General features: G+C 71.9%; 16 protein-coding genes. 6 read left to right on the top strand and 10 right to left on the bottom strand.

Features of this window, described 5'->3' with window-relative positions; genetic code table 11:
* Nucleotides 1–121 precede the first annotated feature (121 nt).
* Nucleotides 122–529, bottom strand: coding sequence for a VOC family protein (locus NQO67_RS30935; protein ID WP_255953643.1), 408 nt, complete (start codon nucleotides 527–529; stop codon nucleotides 122–124).
* A gap of 346 nt (nucleotides 530–875) precedes the next feature.
* Here NQO67_RS30935 and NQO67_RS30940 point away from each other — a divergent pair, with 346 nt between their 5' ends.
* Both NQO67_RS30940 and NQO67_RS30945 read left to right on the top strand, forming a co-directional pair.
* On the top strand, nucleotides 876–2,735 hold the full coding sequence (locus NQO67_RS30940) for a WD40 repeat domain-containing serine/threonine protein kinase (RefSeq protein ID WP_255953644.1): 1,860 nt from the start codon (nucleotides 876–878) through the stop codon (nucleotides 2,733–2,735).
* 226 nt (nucleotides 2,736–2,961) lie between these two features.
* Nucleotides 2,962–4,215, top strand: a complete 1,254-nt coding sequence (locus tag NQO67_RS30945; RefSeq protein WP_255953645.1) for a lanthionine synthetase LanC family protein — start codon at nucleotides 2,962–2,964, stop codon at nucleotides 4,213–4,215.
* Nucleotides 4,216–4,322: 107 nt separating this feature from the next.
* On the opposite strand, the gene NQO67_RS30950 is transcribed toward NQO67_RS30945, so the two are convergent.
* Nucleotides 4,323–5,333, bottom strand: coding sequence for an alcohol dehydrogenase catalytic domain-containing protein (locus NQO67_RS30950; protein WP_255953646.1), 1,011 nt, complete (start codon nucleotides 5,331–5,333; stop codon nucleotides 4,323–4,325).
* A 223-nt stretch (nucleotides 5,334–5,556) separates the two neighbouring features.
* Between NQO67_RS30950 and NQO67_RS30955 the strand changes: the two genes are divergently transcribed.
* Together NQO67_RS30955 and NQO67_RS30960 are read left to right on the top strand one after the other, a co-directional pair.
* On the top strand, nucleotides 5,557–6,654 hold the full coding sequence (locus NQO67_RS30955; RefSeq protein WP_255953647.1) for a hypothetical protein: 1,098 nt from the start codon (nucleotides 5,557–5,559) through the stop codon (nucleotides 6,652–6,654).
* Nucleotides 6,655–6,768: 114 nt separating this feature from the next.
* Nucleotides 6,769–7,347 carry a YciI family protein gene (locus NQO67_RS30960; protein ID WP_255953648.1) on the top strand — a complete coding sequence of 193 codons (579 nt, stop codon included), beginning with the start codon at nucleotides 6,769–6,771 and terminating at the stop codon, nucleotides 7,345–7,347.
* Nucleotides 7,348–7,466: 119 nt separating this feature from the next.
* On the opposite strand, the gene NQO67_RS30965 is transcribed toward NQO67_RS30960, so the two are convergent.
* The 4 genes from NQO67_RS30965 to NQO67_RS30980 are packed head-to-tail and all read right to left on the bottom strand — an operon-like array spanning nucleotide 7,467 to nucleotide 11,396.
* Nucleotides 7,467–8,189, bottom strand: a complete 723-nt coding sequence (locus NQO67_RS30965) for a glycerophosphodiester phosphodiesterase (protein ID WP_255953649.1) — start codon at nucleotides 8,187–8,189, stop codon at nucleotides 7,467–7,469.
* A complete protein-coding gene (locus NQO67_RS30970) occupies nucleotides 8,186–9,553 on the bottom strand; it encodes an ABC transporter substrate-binding protein (RefSeq protein ID WP_255953650.1) in 1,368 nt (455 codons plus the stop codon). Before NQO67_RS30970 ends, NQO67_RS30965 begins: the two co-directional genes overlap by 4 nt.
* Entirely contained in the window at nucleotides 9,550–10,440 is an 891-nt protein-coding gene (locus tag NQO67_RS44400) for a carbohydrate ABC transporter permease (RefSeq protein WP_255953651.1), read from the bottom strand. The genes NQO67_RS30970 and NQO67_RS44400 overlap by 4 nt, the downstream gene beginning before the upstream one ends.
* Nucleotides 10,437–11,396 (bottom strand): carbohydrate ABC transporter permease, encoded by a 960-nt coding sequence (locus NQO67_RS30980; protein ID WP_255953652.1) that lies wholly within the window; start codon nucleotides 11,394–11,396, stop codon nucleotides 10,437–10,439. The genes NQO67_RS44400 and NQO67_RS30980 overlap by 4 nt, the downstream gene beginning before the upstream one ends.
* A gap of 338 nt (nucleotides 11,397–11,734) precedes the next feature.
* Between NQO67_RS30980 and NQO67_RS30985 the strand changes: the two genes are divergently transcribed.
* Together NQO67_RS30985 and NQO67_RS30990 are read left to right on the top strand one after the other, a co-directional pair.
* Entirely contained in the window at nucleotides 11,735–12,523 is a 789-nt protein-coding gene (locus NQO67_RS30985) for a polysaccharide deacetylase family protein (protein ID WP_255953653.1), read from the top strand.
* Between the two features lie 96 nt (nucleotides 12,524–12,619).
* Complete coding sequence (locus NQO67_RS30990) at nucleotides 12,620–13,090, top strand: SRPBCC family protein (protein ID WP_255953654.1); 471 nt, start codon at nucleotides 12,620–12,622, stop codon at nucleotides 13,088–13,090.
* 102 nt (nucleotides 13,091–13,192) lie between these two features.
* Here NQO67_RS30990 and NQO67_RS30995 read toward each other — a convergent pair whose 3' ends face one another.
* The 4 genes from NQO67_RS30995 to NQO67_RS31010 form a co-directional block, all read right to left on the bottom strand.
* Nucleotides 13,193–14,362: a hypothetical protein gene (locus NQO67_RS30995; RefSeq protein WP_255953655.1), complete on the bottom strand. Its 1,170-nt coding sequence runs from the start codon at nucleotides 14,360–14,362 to the stop codon at nucleotides 13,193–13,195.
* A gap of 217 nt (nucleotides 14,363–14,579) precedes the next feature.
* Nucleotides 14,580–15,365: an isocitrate lyase/PEP mutase family protein gene (locus NQO67_RS31000; protein WP_255953656.1), complete on the bottom strand. Its 786-nt coding sequence runs from the start codon at nucleotides 15,363–15,365 to the stop codon at nucleotides 14,580–14,582.
* Between the two features lie 128 nt (nucleotides 15,366–15,493).
* The gene (locus NQO67_RS31005) at nucleotides 15,494–16,630 is read right to left on the bottom strand and encodes an XdhC family protein (RefSeq protein ID WP_255953657.1); all 1,137 of its coding nucleotides are present in this window, start codon (nucleotides 16,628–16,630) and stop codon (nucleotides 15,494–15,496) included.
* A 141-nt stretch (nucleotides 16,631–16,771) separates the two neighbouring features.
* Nucleotides 16,772–19,171, bottom strand: a complete 2,400-nt coding sequence (locus tag NQO67_RS31010) for a xanthine dehydrogenase family protein molybdopterin-binding subunit (protein ID WP_255953658.1) — start codon at nucleotides 19,169–19,171, stop codon at nucleotides 16,772–16,774.

Here is a 19,171-nt window from a genome sequence, read left to right on the forward strand (position 1 = left end):
TCAGTGCCTCCTTCGCGGAGCCGTTCCAGGCGACTGCGAGGAAGCTCCTGCCGGAAGGATGGAGGGTTGACCCGGCGTCAAGGTCAAGCGCGCGCCGACCGCGGCATCCGGACCGCCGGCGTCAGTACGCCTGGAGTTCCAGCAGGTTGCCCTCGGGGTCACGGACGTGCGCGGTCCGCATCGTCGGGCCCCACTCCGGTCGGGCGGCCGGCCCGGCCACGTCCCGGGCGCCGTGGCGCAGGCACAGGGCATGGGCCGCGTCGACATCGTCGACCTTGCTGACCAGCATCACCGTGTCCTGCGACGGGGCGCCGGACGCGGGCAGGTCACCCGTGCCCACCGCCGCGGCCATCGCAGCCCGGTCGAAGAGCATCACGGCGCCCTCGCCGCCCACGTCCCAGTGCGCATACGGGCCCTGCTCGTCGCCACGGACCAGTTCAGCGCCGATCAACTCGGGCAGCACGGCGTCGTAGAACCGGAAGCAGTCGGCGAACCGGGTCACGAGCAGCCGGGGGTGTAGTGCGTCCACCGATCCCTCAATGTGTGGTTGGGCACCAAATGATCGGCGTCGACCCTACTGCACCTGCACCGGGCGGGGTTCGGGCGGGTCAGGTGGAGATGGCGGCGACCGCGTCGCGGAGCCCCCACTGGCTCCGCGACGCGGTCCGCCGGACGCTGGGCGGATAGCTGACCTCCGGACGGCGGACCTCCGGATGGCGGACCTCCCGTGCGAGGCCGGCACCGCCACGTCAATCTCGTGGCCGTCGTCCGCTGCGGCGGACGGCCGTCATGGCGCCCGCGTTCCTGCGCTTTCCCGGCTGAAGTCGCGGTCTACGATGCGTTGTCGATTGCGCGCACGAGGGGGAGGGGACTCCGTGGCGGACCGCATTCTCGCCGGCCGGTACCGGCTGGTGCGTCAGCTCGGCGAGGGCGGCATGGGACAGGTGTGGGAGGCGTACGACCAGAAGCTGGAGCGTCCCGTCGCCGTGAAGCTCGTCTCGTCGCTCGCCGGCGGAGGCAGCAGAGGCGACGACGCGCGCGCCCGGTTCCTGCGCGAGGCGCGGCTCACCGCCCGGCTTCAGCACCCGAACATCGTCACCGTCCACGACCTCGGCGAGGCAGCGGCGGCGGAGGGCACGACGCCGTTCCTCGTCATGGAGCTGCTGCGGGGCGAGGGACTCGACGCGGTGTTGCGCCGTGGGCCCGTCGCGCTGACGAAGGCCGGCCGCTGGGGCGCCCAGATCTGCGAGGCGCTCGGCGAGGCACACGCCGCCGGGATCCTGCACCGGGACATCAAGCCCGCCAACATCCTCATCACCGCCTCGGGAACGGTGAAGGTCCTCGACTTCGGCATCGCGCGGGCGGCCGACACCACCGCGACGCGCGATCGGATCACGCAGACCGGATTCATGCTCGGCACGCCGCAGTACATGGCGCCGGAGCACGCCCGGGGCCGCGCGGAGCAGCGCAGCGACCTGTACGCGCTGGGCTGCGTGCTGTTCGAGATGGTCACCGGGCGCCTGCCGTTCGAGGCGCCGGAGGCCGTGGGCTACCTCACCGCGCATCTACTCGAAGCTCCGCCCGCGCCCAGCTCCGTGGCGGCGGGGGTCCCGGTCGCGTGGGACGAAGTGGTGCTGACGCTGCTGCGGAAGGAGCCTGCCGACCGGTACGGTTCGGCGGCCCGGCTCGCCGCCGAGCTGCGGCGGTTGGACGAAGACGCCGGCCCTCTCCCCGGGGCACCCGAGGCAGCCGAGGCACCGACGGTCGTGGACCCCACCCCCGTCCCGCCCCGTCCCGGACCGTCCTCCCCGACCCTGCGCGAACGGCTCGGTGCGAGCCTCCTGACGACGATCCACGTGCGGAAGCCGGTCGCCGATGTGGTCTTCGGCCCCGACGGCGACCGCCTGGCGTACGCGCGTACCGACGGGACGGCCATCGTCGCCGACCTGTCGGGCGACGAGGAGTTCCGGTTGGTACATCGCACCCGCCGCCGGTGGGGGGCCGGCACCGCCGGTGTGGCGTTCAGCCCGGACGGGACGCGGCTGGCCACGGTGTGTGACGACAGGACCCTGCGGCTGTGGGAGGCGGCCGGCGGCGCCGAGCAGCTGCGGATCGATCTCGACAGCAGTGCGTCCAAGGTGCGGTTCGGCCCTGACGGCGTCCGGCTCGCCACCGCGGCCGGGGACGGGATGCGGTTGTGGGACGCCCGGACCGCGCAGCTGCTCCTCAGCTGGGACAACGGCGTCATCCACGACGTGGCTTTCTCCCCGGACGGCGCACTGCTGGCGATCGCGGGGCCGAGGAAGCTGTTCCTCCTGGACGTGACCACGGGCAGGAGAGTCCTGTCGGTGGTCCTCGAGGACAAGGACATCCTCGGGTACGAAAGCGTGGCCTTCAGCCCGGACGGGGCCAGGCTGGCGGCGGCGAGCTCCAATCTGGGCGCCTACCTCGTGGACGTCCGCACGGGCCGAGAACTCCTCCGGTTCGGCGACCTCCGGTTCGGCGACACCTCGGGTGCACCGGACGTGGCGTTCAGCCCTCACGGGGACATGATCGCGACGTGCAGCTTCCTCGACCAGGACGTGGTGCTGTGGGACGCGCACACCGGCCGCCGGATCCACACGATCCCCACCTCCTCGCTCGTGCAGCGCCTCGCGTTCAGCCCCGACGGCACCATGCTGGCAACCGCCAGCGACGACGACATGACCGTCCAGCTCTGGCGCCTCACCCGTTGACAGGGCCCTGGCGGTGCTTGGCCAGGTCGGTGGCGGCTCTGGCGTCGCGGTGACAGGTGGGCGGGCGCCGGCCCGGACCGCGAGGAGCACGTGGTCCCGTCCATGCCCTCACCGTGGGCCGGTCCGCGCCTGCACGGAACCGGCGCGCCGGTGCGCCATGACCGCGGGTGGCGCCGCCCGGGATAAGGAACAACATCTCGAGAGACGGCATGGCACGCTTGGCCGCGTGGTGACGACGCAACCGGTGGACGCGGAAGACCTGACATCGGCAGCCCTCGACTGGCTCCTCAGCACGGCGCGGGAGACCGAGGACGGCGCGCTCGCCTGGACGACCCGCCCGAGCGACGACGAGCTCAACCCCTCGCTCTACAGCGGAACTTCGGGCGTCGTGCTGGCGCTGATCGAGGCGCAACGGCACTTCCGTGACGACCGGTACGGCGACGCTGCCCTGCGCGCCGCCCGGAGCATCGCGGCCGCGGTCGGGACCTGGGAGTTCGACTCCCTCTACCTCGGGCTGGCCGGGATGGCCGTCGCCCTGCGTGCCGTCCACGAGGTGCTGGGCGACGCGGCTGCGGGGCGCGCCGCGGAGGGCGCCTGCGAGCGGGTGCGCGCCCGGTTCGACGGGATGCGCTGGGGCGAGCAGTTCGAGCTGATCGGCGGCAACGCCGGCATCGCGCTCGGTGCGCTGGCCGCCGGCGACACCGAGTTGGCCCTGCTGGCGGTGACGCCGTACCTGCACACGACGGAGCCGACCGCCAACGGGGTCACCTGGGAGACGCGTGCCGGGCGGGCCGCCCGGCTGCACCACATCTCGCACGGCACGCTCGGCGTCGTGTGCGCGCTGGCCGCGGTGGGCGCGGCAACCGGGCGGGCCGACCTGGTCGAGCTCGCCGTGGCCGGCGCCAAGGACGTCGCGGCCCGCGACGAAGCCGGCCCGACCGGCTTCCTCGTCCCCTACTCCGAACCCCAGGTCCAGCACGAGCGCATCGCACGGTACAGCTACGGCTGGTGCCACGGCCCGGCCGGTGACGCGCAGGTCTTCCGGCTGCTCCGCGATGTCGTCGGCGACGGCGCGTGGTCGACGCTGACCGACCGGTGCTGGCACACCGTCACCCACTGCGGCCTGCCGCAGCGGCTCCGGCCCGGCTTCTGGGACAACAGCGGCCGGTGCTGCGGGACGGCGGGGGTCCTGGCCCTGGCCTGTGACCGGCACGTCGAGAACGGCGACGGGCTCGACTTCGCCCGTGTCCTCGTCGCCGACCTCGCCTCCCGGGCGACGGTGGACGCGGACGGCGCCCGCTGGTCGAACGTCGAACACCGGAACACGCCGAGCACGCTCGAACCGGAGCCGGGCTGGGCGATGGGCAACGCGGGCATCGTTCGCGAGCTGCTCCGCTTCGTCCGTGCCGGCAGCGGAGGGGATCCGGCCTACGCGGTCGCCTGGCCCGACCATCCGGCGGCACGGCCGCGCGTGCGCTGAGGGGCGTCGCCGCCCCCGCGGCCGTCCGTGGTCCGCCGCCCGCCCAGTCGAACGTGATCCGCCCACCGACCCCGCTCAGTCGAACGTGATCCGTCCGTCGACCCCGCTCAGTCGAACGTGATGACCGACCGCTTGCCGGCCTGCCCCTTGGCCATGGCGTCGAGCACCGAGTTGGCGTCGCGCAGGCCGACCGGGGCGACCTCGGGCAGGATCCCGTGCGCCGCCGAGAACGCGAGGGTGTCGCGTGCGTCGTGCGGGGAGCCGGACGGGTTGAGCATGGCGTGCAGCCGGTTGAGGACCATCGGCTGAGTGGGCAGTTCCAACGGTTCGGGGCCGTACCCGCACAGCACGAGCATGCCGTCGGGCGCCAGGCCGGTGAGCGTCGCCGAGGCGGCCTTGGTGGACGGCGAGGCGTTGAGGATCAGGCTCGCGCCGCCGTCCCAGGCCTTCAGGGCCTCGGCCGGGTCGGCGTCCTGGGTGGCGACGAACAGCTCGGCGCCCATCTCCCGCGCCGCCGCCTCGCCCCGGTGCGACCTTCCGACGGCGGCCACGCGTGCCCCCATGGCGACGGCGTAACGGATCGCCAGCGCGCCGACGCCGCCGGAGCCGATGACCGCGACGCGCGAGGTCGGGGTGATCCCGGCCTGCCGCAGGCTGTTGAAGGCGGTCAGGCCCGCGCACATCAACGGCGCAGCGGCCACCGGGTCGAGCCCCTCCGGCAGCGGGGTCACGAAGTCGGCCTTGAGCACGGCGTACTCCGCGTAACCGCCGTCCATGACGATGCCCGTGATGCGCTTGTTCGGGCAGAGGATCTGCTCGCCGCGCACGCAGTAGTCGCAGTGCCGGCAGGAGTCACCGAGGAACTGGGCGCCCACGGCCGTGCCGACCTCCGGCCAGGACACGCCCGGCCCGGTGGCGGCCACCACGCCGGTGATCTCGTGTCCGGGGACGACCGGGAAGCGGGCGATGGGCCAGTGCCCCTGGAGCAGGTCCAGGTCCGTGTAGCAGATTCCACATGCGGTGATCTTGACCAGGACCTCGTTCTGACCCGGCTCGGGCACCTCGCGCTCGGTCAGCGTGAGCGGCTCGTCGACCGCGGTGGCGGTGGCCGTCAGCATGCCTGGACCTCACTTCCGTCACGACCGGGTCTGTCACAACCGGGTCTGTCCTCATCAAATCTGCCATAACCGGATCTGTCCCCACCGGAACTTCGCCGCTCGGCCGGACCTGCCGTTGTCCGGTCCTCACCCCTGTCAGCATCGGTCCGGCACGGGACAATCGGACGGTCATCAGTCACACGGGACAATCGGACGGTCATCAGCCAGCGGAGGGGGAGATGACGTGAGACGCACGAGATGGGCCGCGCTGGCCGCGCTGTTACCGGTGGCTTTGCTGACGCCGACGGCCGGTGTCGCAACGGCCGTGGCAGCGGACGACGGCTGCGGGACGGCGAGTGTCATGGTGTTGGGCACCCTGAAGGCGTCCGATCGCACCGGAACCGTTGCGGACATCAACGCCGGCGGCCTCGCGGTGGGTGTCTCCGGACAGCAGCCGGTGTACTGGGAGGGGACCCGGGTGCACCAGGTCCCGGTGCCGGACGGTTTCGACGGCGGTCGGGTCGCCGCGGTCAACGGCGACGGGCTGATGGTCGGCTGGTTCACCGCCGGCACGGGCCCGTCGAACCGCACACCGTTCAGCTACCAGGAGGGGGCGCCGGCCGCCACCCTGCTGCCGACGGGCGGGGCGGACGGCTGGGCCGACGACGTCGACGACAGCGGACGGATCGTGGGCACGGTCGACGGCGCGGGCCGCGGCGCCGTCTGGCAGGACGGGCAGCTCCTGGCCCCCCTCCCGGTCGCCGACGGCCTGTCGATCGCGGACGTCACGGCGATCGACGCGGGGGGTTCGGTCGTCGCGAACGGCACGATCTGGAACAACGGGATGGAGGACTACCAGGAGGTCGTGCTCCTGTGGGAGTCCATCAGCGATCCCGCCAGGGTCCTGGGGCCGGAGGTCGGAAGCCTCCAGGGCTGGGGGCGCCCGGCGCTCGACGACCACGGGCGGGTCGTCGGTGCCCTCCAGAGCAGCATCGAGGACAGGGCGGTGTACTGGGACCCGCCGGAATACGGCGGCCCCGGCGAGGTGGCGAGCCTGCCGGGCTTCAACTCGGGGGACTTCACCGCGATCAGCCCCAGCACGCACCTCGCCGCGGGAACCGCGCTCATGCGGGACGCCACGAGCCCCGCGGACCAGGCGGAGGTCTGGCCCGGCAGCGGCCCCGCCCTCGCACTGCCCCGGCTGACCGCCGACGGCGCGTCCCATGCGTATGCCGCCTCCGACAACGGGTCGGTCGGCGGAGACGCGGTGAACCCGTCGGGCGACGTGCGACCCGTGGTGTGGACGTGCGCGCTGGGCCAGGCGTACGTGCCCGAGGGATAGGGCCACGCGACCAGAAACGCGCCGGTCCGCGGCTCGCAGGGCGCCGGTCGCCCGACGGCTCCGTCCACCGATATCCGCTGTACCGGGGACCGGGACGACGAAAGACTGCCGGGCATGGAGTTCTTCTGCTACCACCGCGACCGGCCCGGCTCGCTCGCGCTCCGCACGGCGCTGACCGAACAGCACTGGTCCTACATGGATCGCTACGCGTCGGAGCTGATCGCCCGGGGGCCGACGCTCTCGGGCACCGACGGCGAGCCCACCGGCAGCGTGCACATCGTCGACCTGGCCGGCCCGGCTGCCGCCCGCGCGTTCGCGTTCGACGAACCGGGCTACCAGGCGGGCGTGTACCGGGACGTCCTGGTGCGGCGGTGGCGCAACCTGCTGGGGCGCACGATGTGGGAGTTCCCCGGGGGCCGGACCGGTGGCCACCGGTTCCTGGTGCTCGGCCTGGGCTCGGGTGAGGCCGCCGACGCCGACGTCACCGCGCCATCCGACCGGGACGAGGCGCCACCCGACCGGGACGAGCTGATCGCCTACGGCCCTCTGCTGTCCGACGACGCAAGCGCGTGGCTGGGTACGGCGGCACTGGTCCGGGCGCCGGACCCGGAGACGGCACGCGCCGTCCTGGCGTCGGACCGGTACGCGGACGTCGAGGTCCACCGGTGGCAGTTCGGCGGGCGGCCGTCCTGATCGGCGCGCGGTGACCTCGGTCACCCGGCACCGCGCGCGATGCGCGCCCCGCGCACGACGTGTGCCCGGCCCCCTCCGCGCGGGGAGGGGACCGGGCACACGTACGCGGCCGCCGGCTCTCAGGCCTCTGGTGAGACGGCGGCGTCCGGGGTCAGCCACTCGGCGATACGGCCCGGGAAGTCCGTGGTCACCGCGTCGGCGCCGATCTCGATCCAGCGGAGCAGGTGGTCGCGTTCCTTGGTGGGCCAGGCGTCCACCTGGATGCCGGCCTCGTGGCAGGCGTCCACCAGCTCCCGGGTGAGCTCGGGCTTCAGCTCGGGGCAGACCCAGGTGGCCTTCAGATCGAGGGCGTCCTTGATCATGTCGGGTCCCGGGTGGTGCGTGATCAGGCCGCGCGGAATGTGCGGCAGCAGCCGCGCCGCCTCCTCCACCGCGGTGCGGTTGAAGGAGGTCAGCATCACCGGCTCGGGCAGCGGAGTGTGCCGCTCACGCTCGGCGAGCACCTGCACCGACTCCAGGGCCTTGATCTCGATCTGGACGACGTCGCCGCAGACCGCCATGGCCTCGTCGAAGGTGGGAATGCGCTCTCCCTCCCCCGCGTCCAGGGCCTGGAGCTCGGCGAGGGTGAACTCGGCGACCGGGCCGGTGCCATCCGTCGTGCGGTCCACGGTCTTGTCGTGGATCACCACCAGGTGGCCGTCGCTGGTGACCCGGATGTCGAGCTCGATACCGTCGGCGCCCTGGGCGAGGGCCCGGCGGTAGGAACGCAACGTGTTCTCCGGTTCGTCGGCCCTGGCTCCGCGGTGTGCGTACACCAGGGGTCGACGCACGGGGTGGTTCACAAATGCTCCTTGATCATGGGGCCGTAACGGTCGACCCCTTTTCGCAGCTGGTCGGCCACCGCAGAGAAGGCATCCTGTGCGGGGGTGTTTCCCGACCATATGCGTTGCAGCGCGATATAGATATCGACATTGGCGTTGGGAATCATCATGCGGACCTGGTCACCCTTGCGGGTCAGCTCCAGCTGCCGGACGGCCGTGGTGTAGTTCGGATTGGACTTCATCAGCTTGGCGAGGACGGGCTCCTTGACCGCGCTGGGCACGACGGGCATGTAGCCGGTCTCGACGGCCCACTGCGCCGAGTTCTCGGGGCGGGCCAGGAAGCGCACGAACTCGGCCGCGGCCTCCTTGCGCTCCCTCGGCACCCGCTTGAACATGCCGAGCCCGCCGCCGCCCGTGTTGACCGCGAACTTCTTCTTCTTCGGCAGGAAGCCGGTGCCCAGCTCCCAGCCGTTCGCCTGGGCCAGACCGCTGATCTTCTGCATGCCGCCGGTGGAGGTGACGAGGGTGGCGGTCAGCTGGTTGCCCAGCTCGGTGGCCGGGTCGTCCGCCATGTGGGCGATCTTGTCCTTGAAGATCAGCTTGCGCTGCCACTCCCCCGCCTCGACGGCGCCGCCCTGGTCGATGGTGACCTCCAGGCCCTTGGAGTACGCGCCGCCCCACTGCCAGGCGCTGCACTGGAACTGCCAGTCCCCGTCGATCTTCTGGTACGACTCCAGGGCCACCTTGTTGCCACCCACCTGCTGCTTGGTGATGTGGTGTGACCAGTCGTACAGCTCGTCGTAGCTCTCCGGGGCGCGCACCGGGACGCCGGCCTTCTTGAAGAGGGTCTTGTTGTAGTAGAAGAGCGGCGTGGAACGGGCCAGTGGCAGCCACCAGGTGTGGCCCTTGAGAACGCCCTCACTGAGCAGTTTCGGGTGATACGTCCGAGTCAGTTCGCCCGGCTTGAAGTAGTCGTCCCAGGGCTCCAGGGCGTCACCGAAGTAGAACTTGAACCACTTCACGTCGGACAGCACGCACAGGTCCGGCGCCTGCGCGCCGAGCAGGCTGATGACGGCCTTCTGGGCGCACTCGTCGTAGCTGCCCTGGAACTGCACCTCCACGTAGACGTCGCGCTGCTCGGCGTTGAAGGCGTCGACGAGCTTCTGGAGGGCCGGGCCCACCGGGTCGGCGAAGGTGGACCACATCACGACCCTGGTCCGGCCGCGGTACTTGTCCGGCACCGAACCGCCCGGCTGGGCGACGGTTCCCGACGTCTGGCCGCAGGCGCTCAGGGCCGCGGCGAGGCCAAGACCCGCGCCCGCGCCGAGCAGCCGCCGCCTGCCGAGGGCAGAGGCCGCCTGCTCCCGCAGCGAAGGACGCGTCATTTTCCGGCTCCCTGGGTCAGCCCGGCGATGATGTAGCGCTGGGCGAAGAAGAAGACGACGAGGACGGGCACGATCACCATGACGGCACCGGCCAGGATCGCTCCCCAGTTGGCGAAGGTCTCCGTGTTCTTGAGGAAGAGCAGCCCGATGGGGAGGGTGCGCATGTCGGAGCTGCTGGTGATGATCAGCGGCCAGATGAAGTCGTTCCACTTGCCGACCATGACGACCAGGGCGACGGTGATGACCATCGGCCGCGACATCGGCAGCACCACCCGGAACAGGGTGCGCAGATGGCCCGCGCCGTCGATCTTCGCGGCGTCGGTGATCTCGCTGGGCAGCGTCAGCATGTACTGGCGCAGCAGGAAGGTGCCGAACACCGAGCCGAGGCCGGGTGCGATCAGGCCCTGGTAGCTGTTGACCCAGCCGAGTTGGGCGATCGTCAGGAAGTTCGGCAGCAGGGTGACGTGTCCGGGCACCATCATCGCGCCGAGCAGGAACATGAAGAGCACCCGCTTGCCGGGGAACGGCAGGAACACGAAGGCGTACGCGCACAGCAGCGCGGCGCACAGCTCGATCGCGGTGCCGACCACCGACACGATGAGGGAGTTGAGGAAGAACCGGCCGAAGGGTGCGGCGGTCCAGGCGTCGGAGAAGTTGGACCAGCGCAGGTGGATGGGGATCCAGTGCGGCGGATACCCGTAGATCTCCGGGTTGGTCTTGAGGGCTGAGGAGATCAGCCAGTACAGCGGACCGCCGGCGATGAGGGCGACGATGACCAGCAGCGCGTACAGCCCGAAGCGCTGGGCGCGTTGGGCGCCGGTGCGGGGCCGCACCGGGGTGACGGCGGGGGCCGGCCGGACGTCCGGCGTGGAGTCGACGGCGGTCACTGGTAGTGCACCTTTCGCTCGAGGAAGCGCGCCTGGAATCCGGTGATCAGCAGCAGCACCACGAACATGACCATCGCGGCGGCCGAGGCCCGGCCCGCGTCGAAGGTGCGGAAGCCCTGGTCGTAGATGAACCAGCTGAGGATCGAGGTGGAGGTACCGGGCCCGCCGCCGGTCATCACGGCGATCACGTCGAATGCCTGGAAGGTGCTGATGGTGCAGGTGACCAGCAGGAAGAAGGTGACCGGCGACAGCAGCGGCAGCACGATCCTGCGCAGCCGGGTCCAGGGGCCGGCGCCGTCCAGCGCCGCGGCCTCGAACACGTCCCTGGGCAGGCCCTGGAGGCCGGCCAGGTAGACCACGGCGACGAAGCCGGTGTTCTTCCAGAGGTAGACCATGACCAGGCCGAACAGCGCCCACTTCGAGTCGGTCATCATCGCCGGCGCGGTCAGGCCGAGCGGGGCCAGCAGCGGGCGTATCAGTCCGAAGTTGGGGTCGAAGAGGAACAGCCAGAGGGTGCCGACCGCGGCCCCGGAGAGCACGTAGGGGGCGAAGGTCAGGGTCCTGACGACATCCCGGCCGCGCAGTCGCTGGTTGAGCAGCAGCGCGGTGGCCAGGCCGAACACCAGACCACCGGCGACGACGCCGACCACGAACAGCACCGTGGTCCACAGGCTGCCGAGGAAGTCCGGATCGGTGAACAGCGAGGAGTAGTTCTCCAGGCCGACCATGTTCCAGGACGAGGAGACCATGTCCCAGTCGGTGAAGCTCAGATAGGCGTTGTAGATCACCGGCCAGTAGGCGAAGACCAGCAGGAAGAAGAAGTTCGGGGCGGCGAAGGCGGCGAACAACAGATAGTCGCGCCGCCGGCGCCGGGCGCGGGCCTGGCGTCCTGCCTCACCGGCGAGCGCCGGGCCCGGCGGGGCGGCGCTGCCGTCCTGCTTCACGTCGGTGGTCAAGACTGCGGTGTCCTTCCGGTGAAACGTACGGCGCCCCGGGCTGGGCGCAGTTTCTGAACCAGAAATACCAACAAGGTGAACGAGAAGAGAACACCGCTGCGTGTTACGACTTGGCAGCCGAACTGATCGTCAGGCCGCCGCGTGGCCCCGCCGTTGCCCCTCTGACCTGGTAGCAGGAGGGTCGGAGCGAGGGGGGAACCGGCATCACATCCGACGTGTGATGTCTGCCCGCCCAAAGCGATCCTTCCGTTTGCATCCTTACCGAGCCCCGCTATGCATGTGATGTATACACTGCCTCTATACGTGCGGTGTATACAGCGAGTGTATAGTCCGGATCCATGCTGACCAGGATCAAGAACCGGTTCCGCGGCGTGCCGGTCGTGCCGCGCGCAGGGGTGGCCGTCACGGCCGCGCTGGCCCTCGCGCTGACCGTCACCGGCTGCACCCGCTACGACACCACCAGCCCGAGCTCCGCCCGTGCGCACGCCGAAGAGGCGTCGCTGCCCGCCGGCGCCGTCGACTGCCGCAAGGCGAAGTGCATCGCGCTCACCTTCGACGCCGGCCCGAGCGAGCACAGTGCGCGGCTCCTCGACATCCTCAAGGAGAAGCACGTCCACGCGACGTTCTTCCTGCTCGGCAAGCGGCACATCGAGCGGTATCCGAAGCTCGTCGAGCGGATGGCCGCGGAGGGCCACGAGGTGGCCAGCCACACCTGGGACCACCGGATCCTCACCGAGATCCAGCCCGACGAGATACGGGCGGAGCTGAACCGTCCCAGCGCGGCGATAGCGAGGCTCACCGGTCACAAGCCGACGCTGATGCGGCCACCGCAGGGCCGCACCAACAAGACGGTCAACGACATCTGCCACGACCTGGGCATCTCCGAAGTGCTGTGGAGCGTGACCGCGAAGGACTACCTGACGAAGGACTCCTCGCTCATCCGCCGGCGGGTGCTGGACCAGGCCGGGCGGGACGGCATCATCCTGCTGCACGACATCTACGACGGCACGGTGCCGGCCGTGCCGTCGATCATCGACGCCCTCAAGAAGCGGGGCTACGTGTTCGTGACGGTGCCCCAGTTGTTAGCACCCGCGAAGCCGGTCCCCGGGACGGTCTACAAGCCGTGAGCCCGCGCGCCCCGGGCGGGCGCCGGCGACCTGGCAGGGCCCTCGGCGGGGCGTGGCACACCGTGCGCCCTCAGGGTCGCTCCCTACCATCGTCCGATGGTGACCTTCGAGATCGCGCGCGACGTACCGCACCCGGTGGCGGAGACCTGGCGCCGCCTCACCACATGGGAGCGGCACGCCGACGCGGTGCCGTGGACGCGCGTGATCGTCACCACGCCGCCGCCCACCGGCGTGGGCACGGTGTTCGTGGCGCGGTCGGGACCCGCGGGGCCCCGGCTGGGGCGGCTCCGGGTCGACGACCCGATGGAGGTCACCCGGTGGCGCCCACCGCGGGACGGCACGGACGGCAGGCCCTGCACGGCCGCGATGTGCCGGTTGGACAAGCGCGGCCGGACGGTCCTGGGCTGGGCCGAGATCGACGTACGGCCACAAGCCGCCGGGTCCCGAGTGGTGTGGCGCGAGGAGTTGCGGGTGCGCGGCATGCCACGGTTCCTGGATCCCGCCCTGGGTGCCGTCGCCCGGCGGGTCTTCGGGCGGGCGGTCGATCGGCTGCTGGCGGAGGCGTGAGGTGCGCCGGAACGGTCCTCGTCCGCCGGCCGGGCGGGGCACCCTGCGCCGGCCGGCGGGTGGGAACCGTCGAGCGGGGTGTGTCGTGGTGCGCGACCCGCACTACGCCGTTCCGGATCCGTCCTCCCCGGTCCCGGAGCCGTCCTCCCCGGGCAGGTACGACTGCTCCAGCGCGCAGGTCCACACGACGGCGCGCGTGGCGCCCGCGGCGTCGGCCGCCGAACCGCCCACGCGGTCGTCGTCGGTGATGGCGTAGGCGGAGGAGGCGCCGTCGGGCGCCAGGCGTGGCAGGGCGCGCATCGGGCCCGAGCCCGGCCAGATCTCGGCCTGGACCGGGGGCGCCGTGTCGGGCGGCCAGGGGCCCACGACGTAGCTGTCCAGGGCGGTGCCGACCGCCACGCCGGTCGTCGGGCTGATGTCATCGAGGGTGCCGCTGGTGCGGTCCCCGAGCAGGCCCACGTAGGTGCTCGCCACATCCGGGGAGGCCCAGGTCACGGGCGTGGTGAGGTCCGCGCGCGAGTAGTAGTCCGTGCCCACGATCCGGCCGGTGTCGTCGATGGCCGTGGGGGTCCAGTAGTCGTAGGTGTCGCCGGGGTAGTACGGGCCGAGCAGGGTCGGCGGCGCGGTGGGATCGGCCGGCCAGACCACTCCGCCGTCGAACCACAGGTCGTCCTCGACGCCGTACACGGAACCGGTGACCAGGCCCGCGTTGTTGATGGCGGTGACCGCGGTGACGGTGAATCCGGGGGCGAGCGCGAGCTGCCGGCGCAGTCGACCACCACTCCATTCCAGGCCCAGCAGCGTGTCGCCGTCACGGCCTTCGCCGACGATGTGGCCGTGGTCGTTGACCCCGGTCGCCCGGCTGCCGCGGGGCAACAGGTGCACGGCCGGCGCGCCGGCACGGTAGCTGAAGGCGACCGAGACGCCCGGAGTGGCGTTGCCGAGGCTTCCCACCATCAGCCCGGAGCGGTTGACGGCCTCGACGGTCCCCTGCGTGTATCCGGATGGGAGCGGGATCCGGTGGAGGTGCCGGCCCGTCCAGTAGACCGGCCGGGCCTGCGACACCCCGACGCTGAGCGCACCGGCCCCGAAGTCGTCGACCCGGCTGGTGCCGTCGCCGGGCAGCGAGTCCAGCACCCGGATCGCCGGATCGCACGTCGCACCGGCGTGGCCGGCACCGTCCGCCCGCGCCGGGCCCGCGGCGGTCAGAGCGGTGGCGACGAGCGAGCCCGCCGCCACCGCCAACACCGCCGCGCGTCTCGCGCGCAACACCGCCGCGCGTCTCGCGCGCAACACCGTCGCACGTCTCGCGCGTGACACCGCCGCGGGTCTCCCGCGTAACACCGTCACGCGTCTCGCATGTCCCGCCGCCTGCCTCGCTGTCTCTTTCATGTCCCCTCCCCGGGTGCAGGAAAATTCCGAACAGTCGTCCGGTCGCAGGCCCATGATGAACCCATTCACCCCGGGGCGGGATAGGAATCGCTCATTTCTACGAATATGAGGTTTTCAGGAGCTGCTCCTGGAGGTCGGCGTAGGCGACCGCGGCGGGTAGTGCGCGGTCGCCCACGCGGAGCGCGGAGGCCACCTCCGCCGCCGCGTGCAGCGCGGCGCGGTAGGGCAGGGAGCCGGTGCTGACCCGGCGCACGCCGAGTTCGCCCAGGTCGGCGAGTGACCGACCGGGGATCACCAGCACGTTCACCGGCACCGGCAGGTTGCCCGTCAGCTCGCGCAGCACGGCCGGATCCGTCGCGCCGGGCACGAAGACCCCGTCTGCACCGGCCTCGACGTACCGTGTGGCACGCTCCAGCGTCGTCCCCACCTCCGCGTCCTGGCCGAGCCAGTACGTGTCGACCCGGGCGTTGACGAACAGCTCGGGTCGGCGCTCCTTGACGGCCGCCACCTTCGCTGCGTGCACCTGGGGCGAGACCAGCCGCTCGGCCGTGCTGTCCTCGATGTTGACGCCCGCCGCGTCGAGGCCGGCCACGTAGTCGGCGACCCGCTCGGGATCGTCGTCGTAGCCGTCCTCGATGTCGACGCTGATGTGGCACGGCAGGCCGGACAGGGCGCGGGCCAGCGCGAGGTTCGCGTCCCTCGTGGCACGCCCGGCGTCCGGCCGGCCGCGGGACGCGGCGACGCCGAGGCTCGTGGTGCCGATCGCCTCGAACCCCGCGGCAAGGAAGGTCAGTGCGGAGGACACGTCCCAGGCGTTGGGGAGGAGCAGCGGTGCACGGTCGTGGTGCAGTTCATGGAAGGTACGCGGGGTACTTGAGGCCATGAGTTCACGATAGAGCCGATAGAACGTGTGTGCGAGACGGGAGGGAGAGTCGGGCGCGCGGTCCGGCGCGTGGTCCGGCGCGCCTCAGCCAATCAGAGCGGAGCGGCACATCAGAGCGGACAAGCAGATCAGAGCGGGCAGAAGGCGTCCCGGCCCGGCGCATCGCGGTGGATCGGCACCCGCCCGCCGGTGAGCGGCGTGCCACTGCCGCCGCGGCGGTGCGCGACGATCTCCGCGGCGATCGACAGGGCCGTCTCCTCGGGAGTGCGGGCGCCCAGGTCCAGGCCGATCGGCGAGCGCAGCCGGGCCAGCTCCGGCTCGCCGACACCCACCTCGCGCAGCCGCCGCAGACGGTCCTCGTGGGTGCGGCGGGAGCCCATCGCGCCGACGTAGGCGACGGGCATCCCGAGTGCCCGGCGCAGCAGCGGCACGTCGAACTTGGCGTCATGGGTCAGGACGCACAGCACGGTGCGGCCGTCCACGTCGGTGCGCTCCAGGTACTCGTGCGGCCACTCCACCACGACCTCGTCGGCGTGCGGGAAGCGGGCGTGCGTCGCGAAGACCGGCCGCGCGTCGCAGACCGTCACGCGATACCCGAGGAAGGCGCCGACCTGCACCAACGCCGTGGCGAAGTCGACCGCCCCGAAGACGATCATGCGTGGCGGCGGCGCCGTCGACTCGACGAAGAGAGTGAGCGTGGCACCGCCCGCCGTGCCACGTACCTCCACCGCTGCGGTGCGGCCCGCGTCGAGCAGCATCCGGAGCCGTGCCGCGGCGCGGCGGTCCACCGCGTCGCCCGCCCCGCACCCGCCCTCGTACGAGCCGTCCGACCGCAGGTACAGGGGCCGGCCGAGCAGCGGGGCCGGTCCGGCGACGACCCGCGCGAGCGCCAGCGTGTGCCCGGCCGCGGCGTCGGCAAGCGCGGCGCCGAGCACACCGCGCACCGCATCGCCCGCACGCACCGGGGTGACCAGCACATCGATGACGCCGCCGCAGGTCAGCCCCACGGCAAAGGCGTCCTCGTCACTGTGGCCGTAACGCTCCAGGACGGTTCGGCCGTCGTCGAGGGCCTGCCGGCACAGGTCGTAGACCGCGCCCTCCACGCAGCCGCCCGAGACCGAGCCGATCGCCGTGCCGTCGGCGTCCACGGCCAGCGCGGCACCGGGCTGGCGCGGCGCGCTGCCGCCCACGGACACCACCGTGGCCACCGCGAACTCCCGGCCCTGCGCGACCCACCGGTGCAGTTCCTCGGCGATGTCCAGCATGTCGGCCTCCTGGGGTCACGGTCCCTCCCATGGTGCTACGGGAGCGGATCTTCCGACGTTACGCGCCGCGCGTGGCCCGGTGGTGGAGCGGACGCGCGGGCTCCACACCGGCCCCCGCCAGGACGCCCATCGGCACCAGCGCTACGGCCGAGCCGCCTGCGTCAGGTGCTCCGGGCGCACCGGTGCATGGGTGAGCGCAAGGCCCGTGGCGGCGCGGACGGCCGCCAGGATCGCCGGGGTGGACGACAGCGTCGGCGCCTCGCCGGCGCCCCGCAACCCGTACGGCGCATGGGTGTCGGCGAGTTCGAGGAGGTCGACGGGGATGCTCGGGGTGTCCAGGATGGTGGGGATCAGGTAGTCCGTGAAGGACGGGTTGCGCACCTGGGCGGTGGCCGGGTCGACGACGATCTCCTCCATGACCGCGATCCCGAGCCCCTGGACGCTGCCGCCCTGGATCTGTCCGATGACGGCGAGCGGGTTCATGGCCCTGCCGACGTCCTGGGCGCAGGCCAGTTCGACGACCTTCACCAGGCCGAGTTCGGTGTCCACGTCGACGACCGCACGGTGCGCGGCGAAGGAGTACTGGACGTGGCCGTTGCCCTGACCGGTCGTCGGGTCGAAGGGCTCGGTGGGGCGGTGCCGCCACTCGCGTTCCAGCTCCACGACCTCGTCGCCGATGACGTCCGCCAGGTCGGCCAGCACCTCGCCGCCGTCGGTGACCACCTTGCCGTCCTCCAGCAGCAGCTCGGCGGTGGCCCAGGCCGGGTGGTGGCTGCCGAACCTGCGGCGGCCCCGCTCGAGGACCCGGGTACGGACCTGCTCGCACGCGTGCCGGACGGCGCCGCCGGTGACGTAGGTCTGCCGGGACGCGGAGGTGGAGCCGGCGGACCCGACCCGGGTGTCGGCGGGGTGGATGGTCACGCGGCTGACGCCCAGCTCGGTGCGGGCGATCTGGGCGTGCACGGTGACACCGCCCTGGCCGACCTCCGCCATGGCGGTGTGCACCGTCGCGACCGGCTCGCCGCCGATGACCTCCAGACGCACCCTGGCCGTCGAGTAGTCGTCGAAGCCCTCCGAGTAGCCGACGTTCTTTATGCCGACCGCGTAGCCGACGCCGCGGACCACACCCTCGCCGTGGGTGGTGTTGGACAGGCCCCCGGGCAGCTGGCGCACGTCGACGCCCTCGGTGGTCTCCCAGTGGCGCTCCGGAGGCAGCGGCCGTGCCTTGACGCGGCGCAGCAGCTCGGCGACCGGCGCCGGCGCGTCGACCCGCTGTCCGGTCGGCATGATCGAGCCCTGTTCCATGGCGTTGAGCTGCCGGAACGCGACCGGGTCCAGGTCGAGCGCGGCGGCAAGACGGTCCATCTGCGCCTCGTAGGCGAAGCAGGCCTGGACGGCGCCGAAGCCGCGCATGGCGCCGCACGGCGGGTTGTTGGTGTAGAGGGCGAGGGCTTCGATGTCGACGTTCTCGATGTCGTACGGCCCGGCGCACAGCGAGGCCGCGTTGCCGACGACGGCCGGGGACGAGGATGCGTAGGCGCCGCCGTCCAGCACGATCCGGGCCCGCATATGGGTGATCCGGCCGTCCCTGGTGGCCCCGTGCTCGAAGCGGAGCGTGGCGGGGTGGCGGTGCACATGGCCGAAGAAGGACTCGAAACGGTTGTAGACGATCTTGACGGGTTTCCCGGTGCGCAGCGCCAGCAGGCAGGCGTGGATCTGCATCGACAGATCCTCACGGCCGCCGAAGGCGCCGCCCACCCCGGAGAGCGTCATGCGGACCTTCTCCGGCGGCAGGCCGAGCACCGGCGCGATCTGCTGGAGGTCGGAGTGCAGCCACTGGGTGGCGATGTACAGGTCGACGCCGCCGTCCTCACCGGGCACCGCGAGCCCCGACTCGGGTCCGAGGAAGGCCTGGTCCTGCATGCCGAAGGTGTACTCGCCGGTGACGACGACGTCCGCGCGCCGGGCCGCCGCTTCGACGTCGCCGCGCACCACGGGCTGGCGGTGCACGACGTTCGGGTGCGGGGCGTGGGCGATGTGGGCGTCCGTCCGGCCCGGGTGCAGCACGGGTGCGTCCGGGGCGAGGGCGGTGGTCTCGTCGGTGACGAGGGGCAGTTCGCGGTAGTCGACCCTGATCTTGGCGGCGGCCCGGCGCGCGGTCTCCGGATGGTCGGCGGCCAGCATCGCGACCGGTTCGCCGTGGTGCCGGACCTTCCGGTGCGCCAGGACCGGGGTGTCCTTCAGCTCCAGGCCGTAGTGGCGCACGTCGGTCGGCAGGTCGTCGTAGGTCATGACGGCGTAGACGCCGGGCAGCGCCAGGGCCTCGGAGGTGTCGATGGAGACGATCTCCGCATGGGCGAGGGGTGCACGCAGGATGTGGCCCCACACCATGTCCTCGTGCCACATGTCGGAGGAGTACGCGAACTCGCCGGTCACCTTCAGGGTGCCGTCGGGCCGCGGCGCGGACGCACCGATGCCGCCCTCGGAGGTCAGGGGCGCGCGCTCCGGCGCGCGCGGAGTGCCGGTTCGCGGGGTGCTCAT

Source organism: Streptomyces odontomachi (assembly GCF_024435355.1).
GTDB classification, from domain to species: Bacteria; Actinomycetota; Actinomycetes; order Streptomycetales; family Streptomycetaceae; genus Streptomyces; species Streptomyces odontomachi.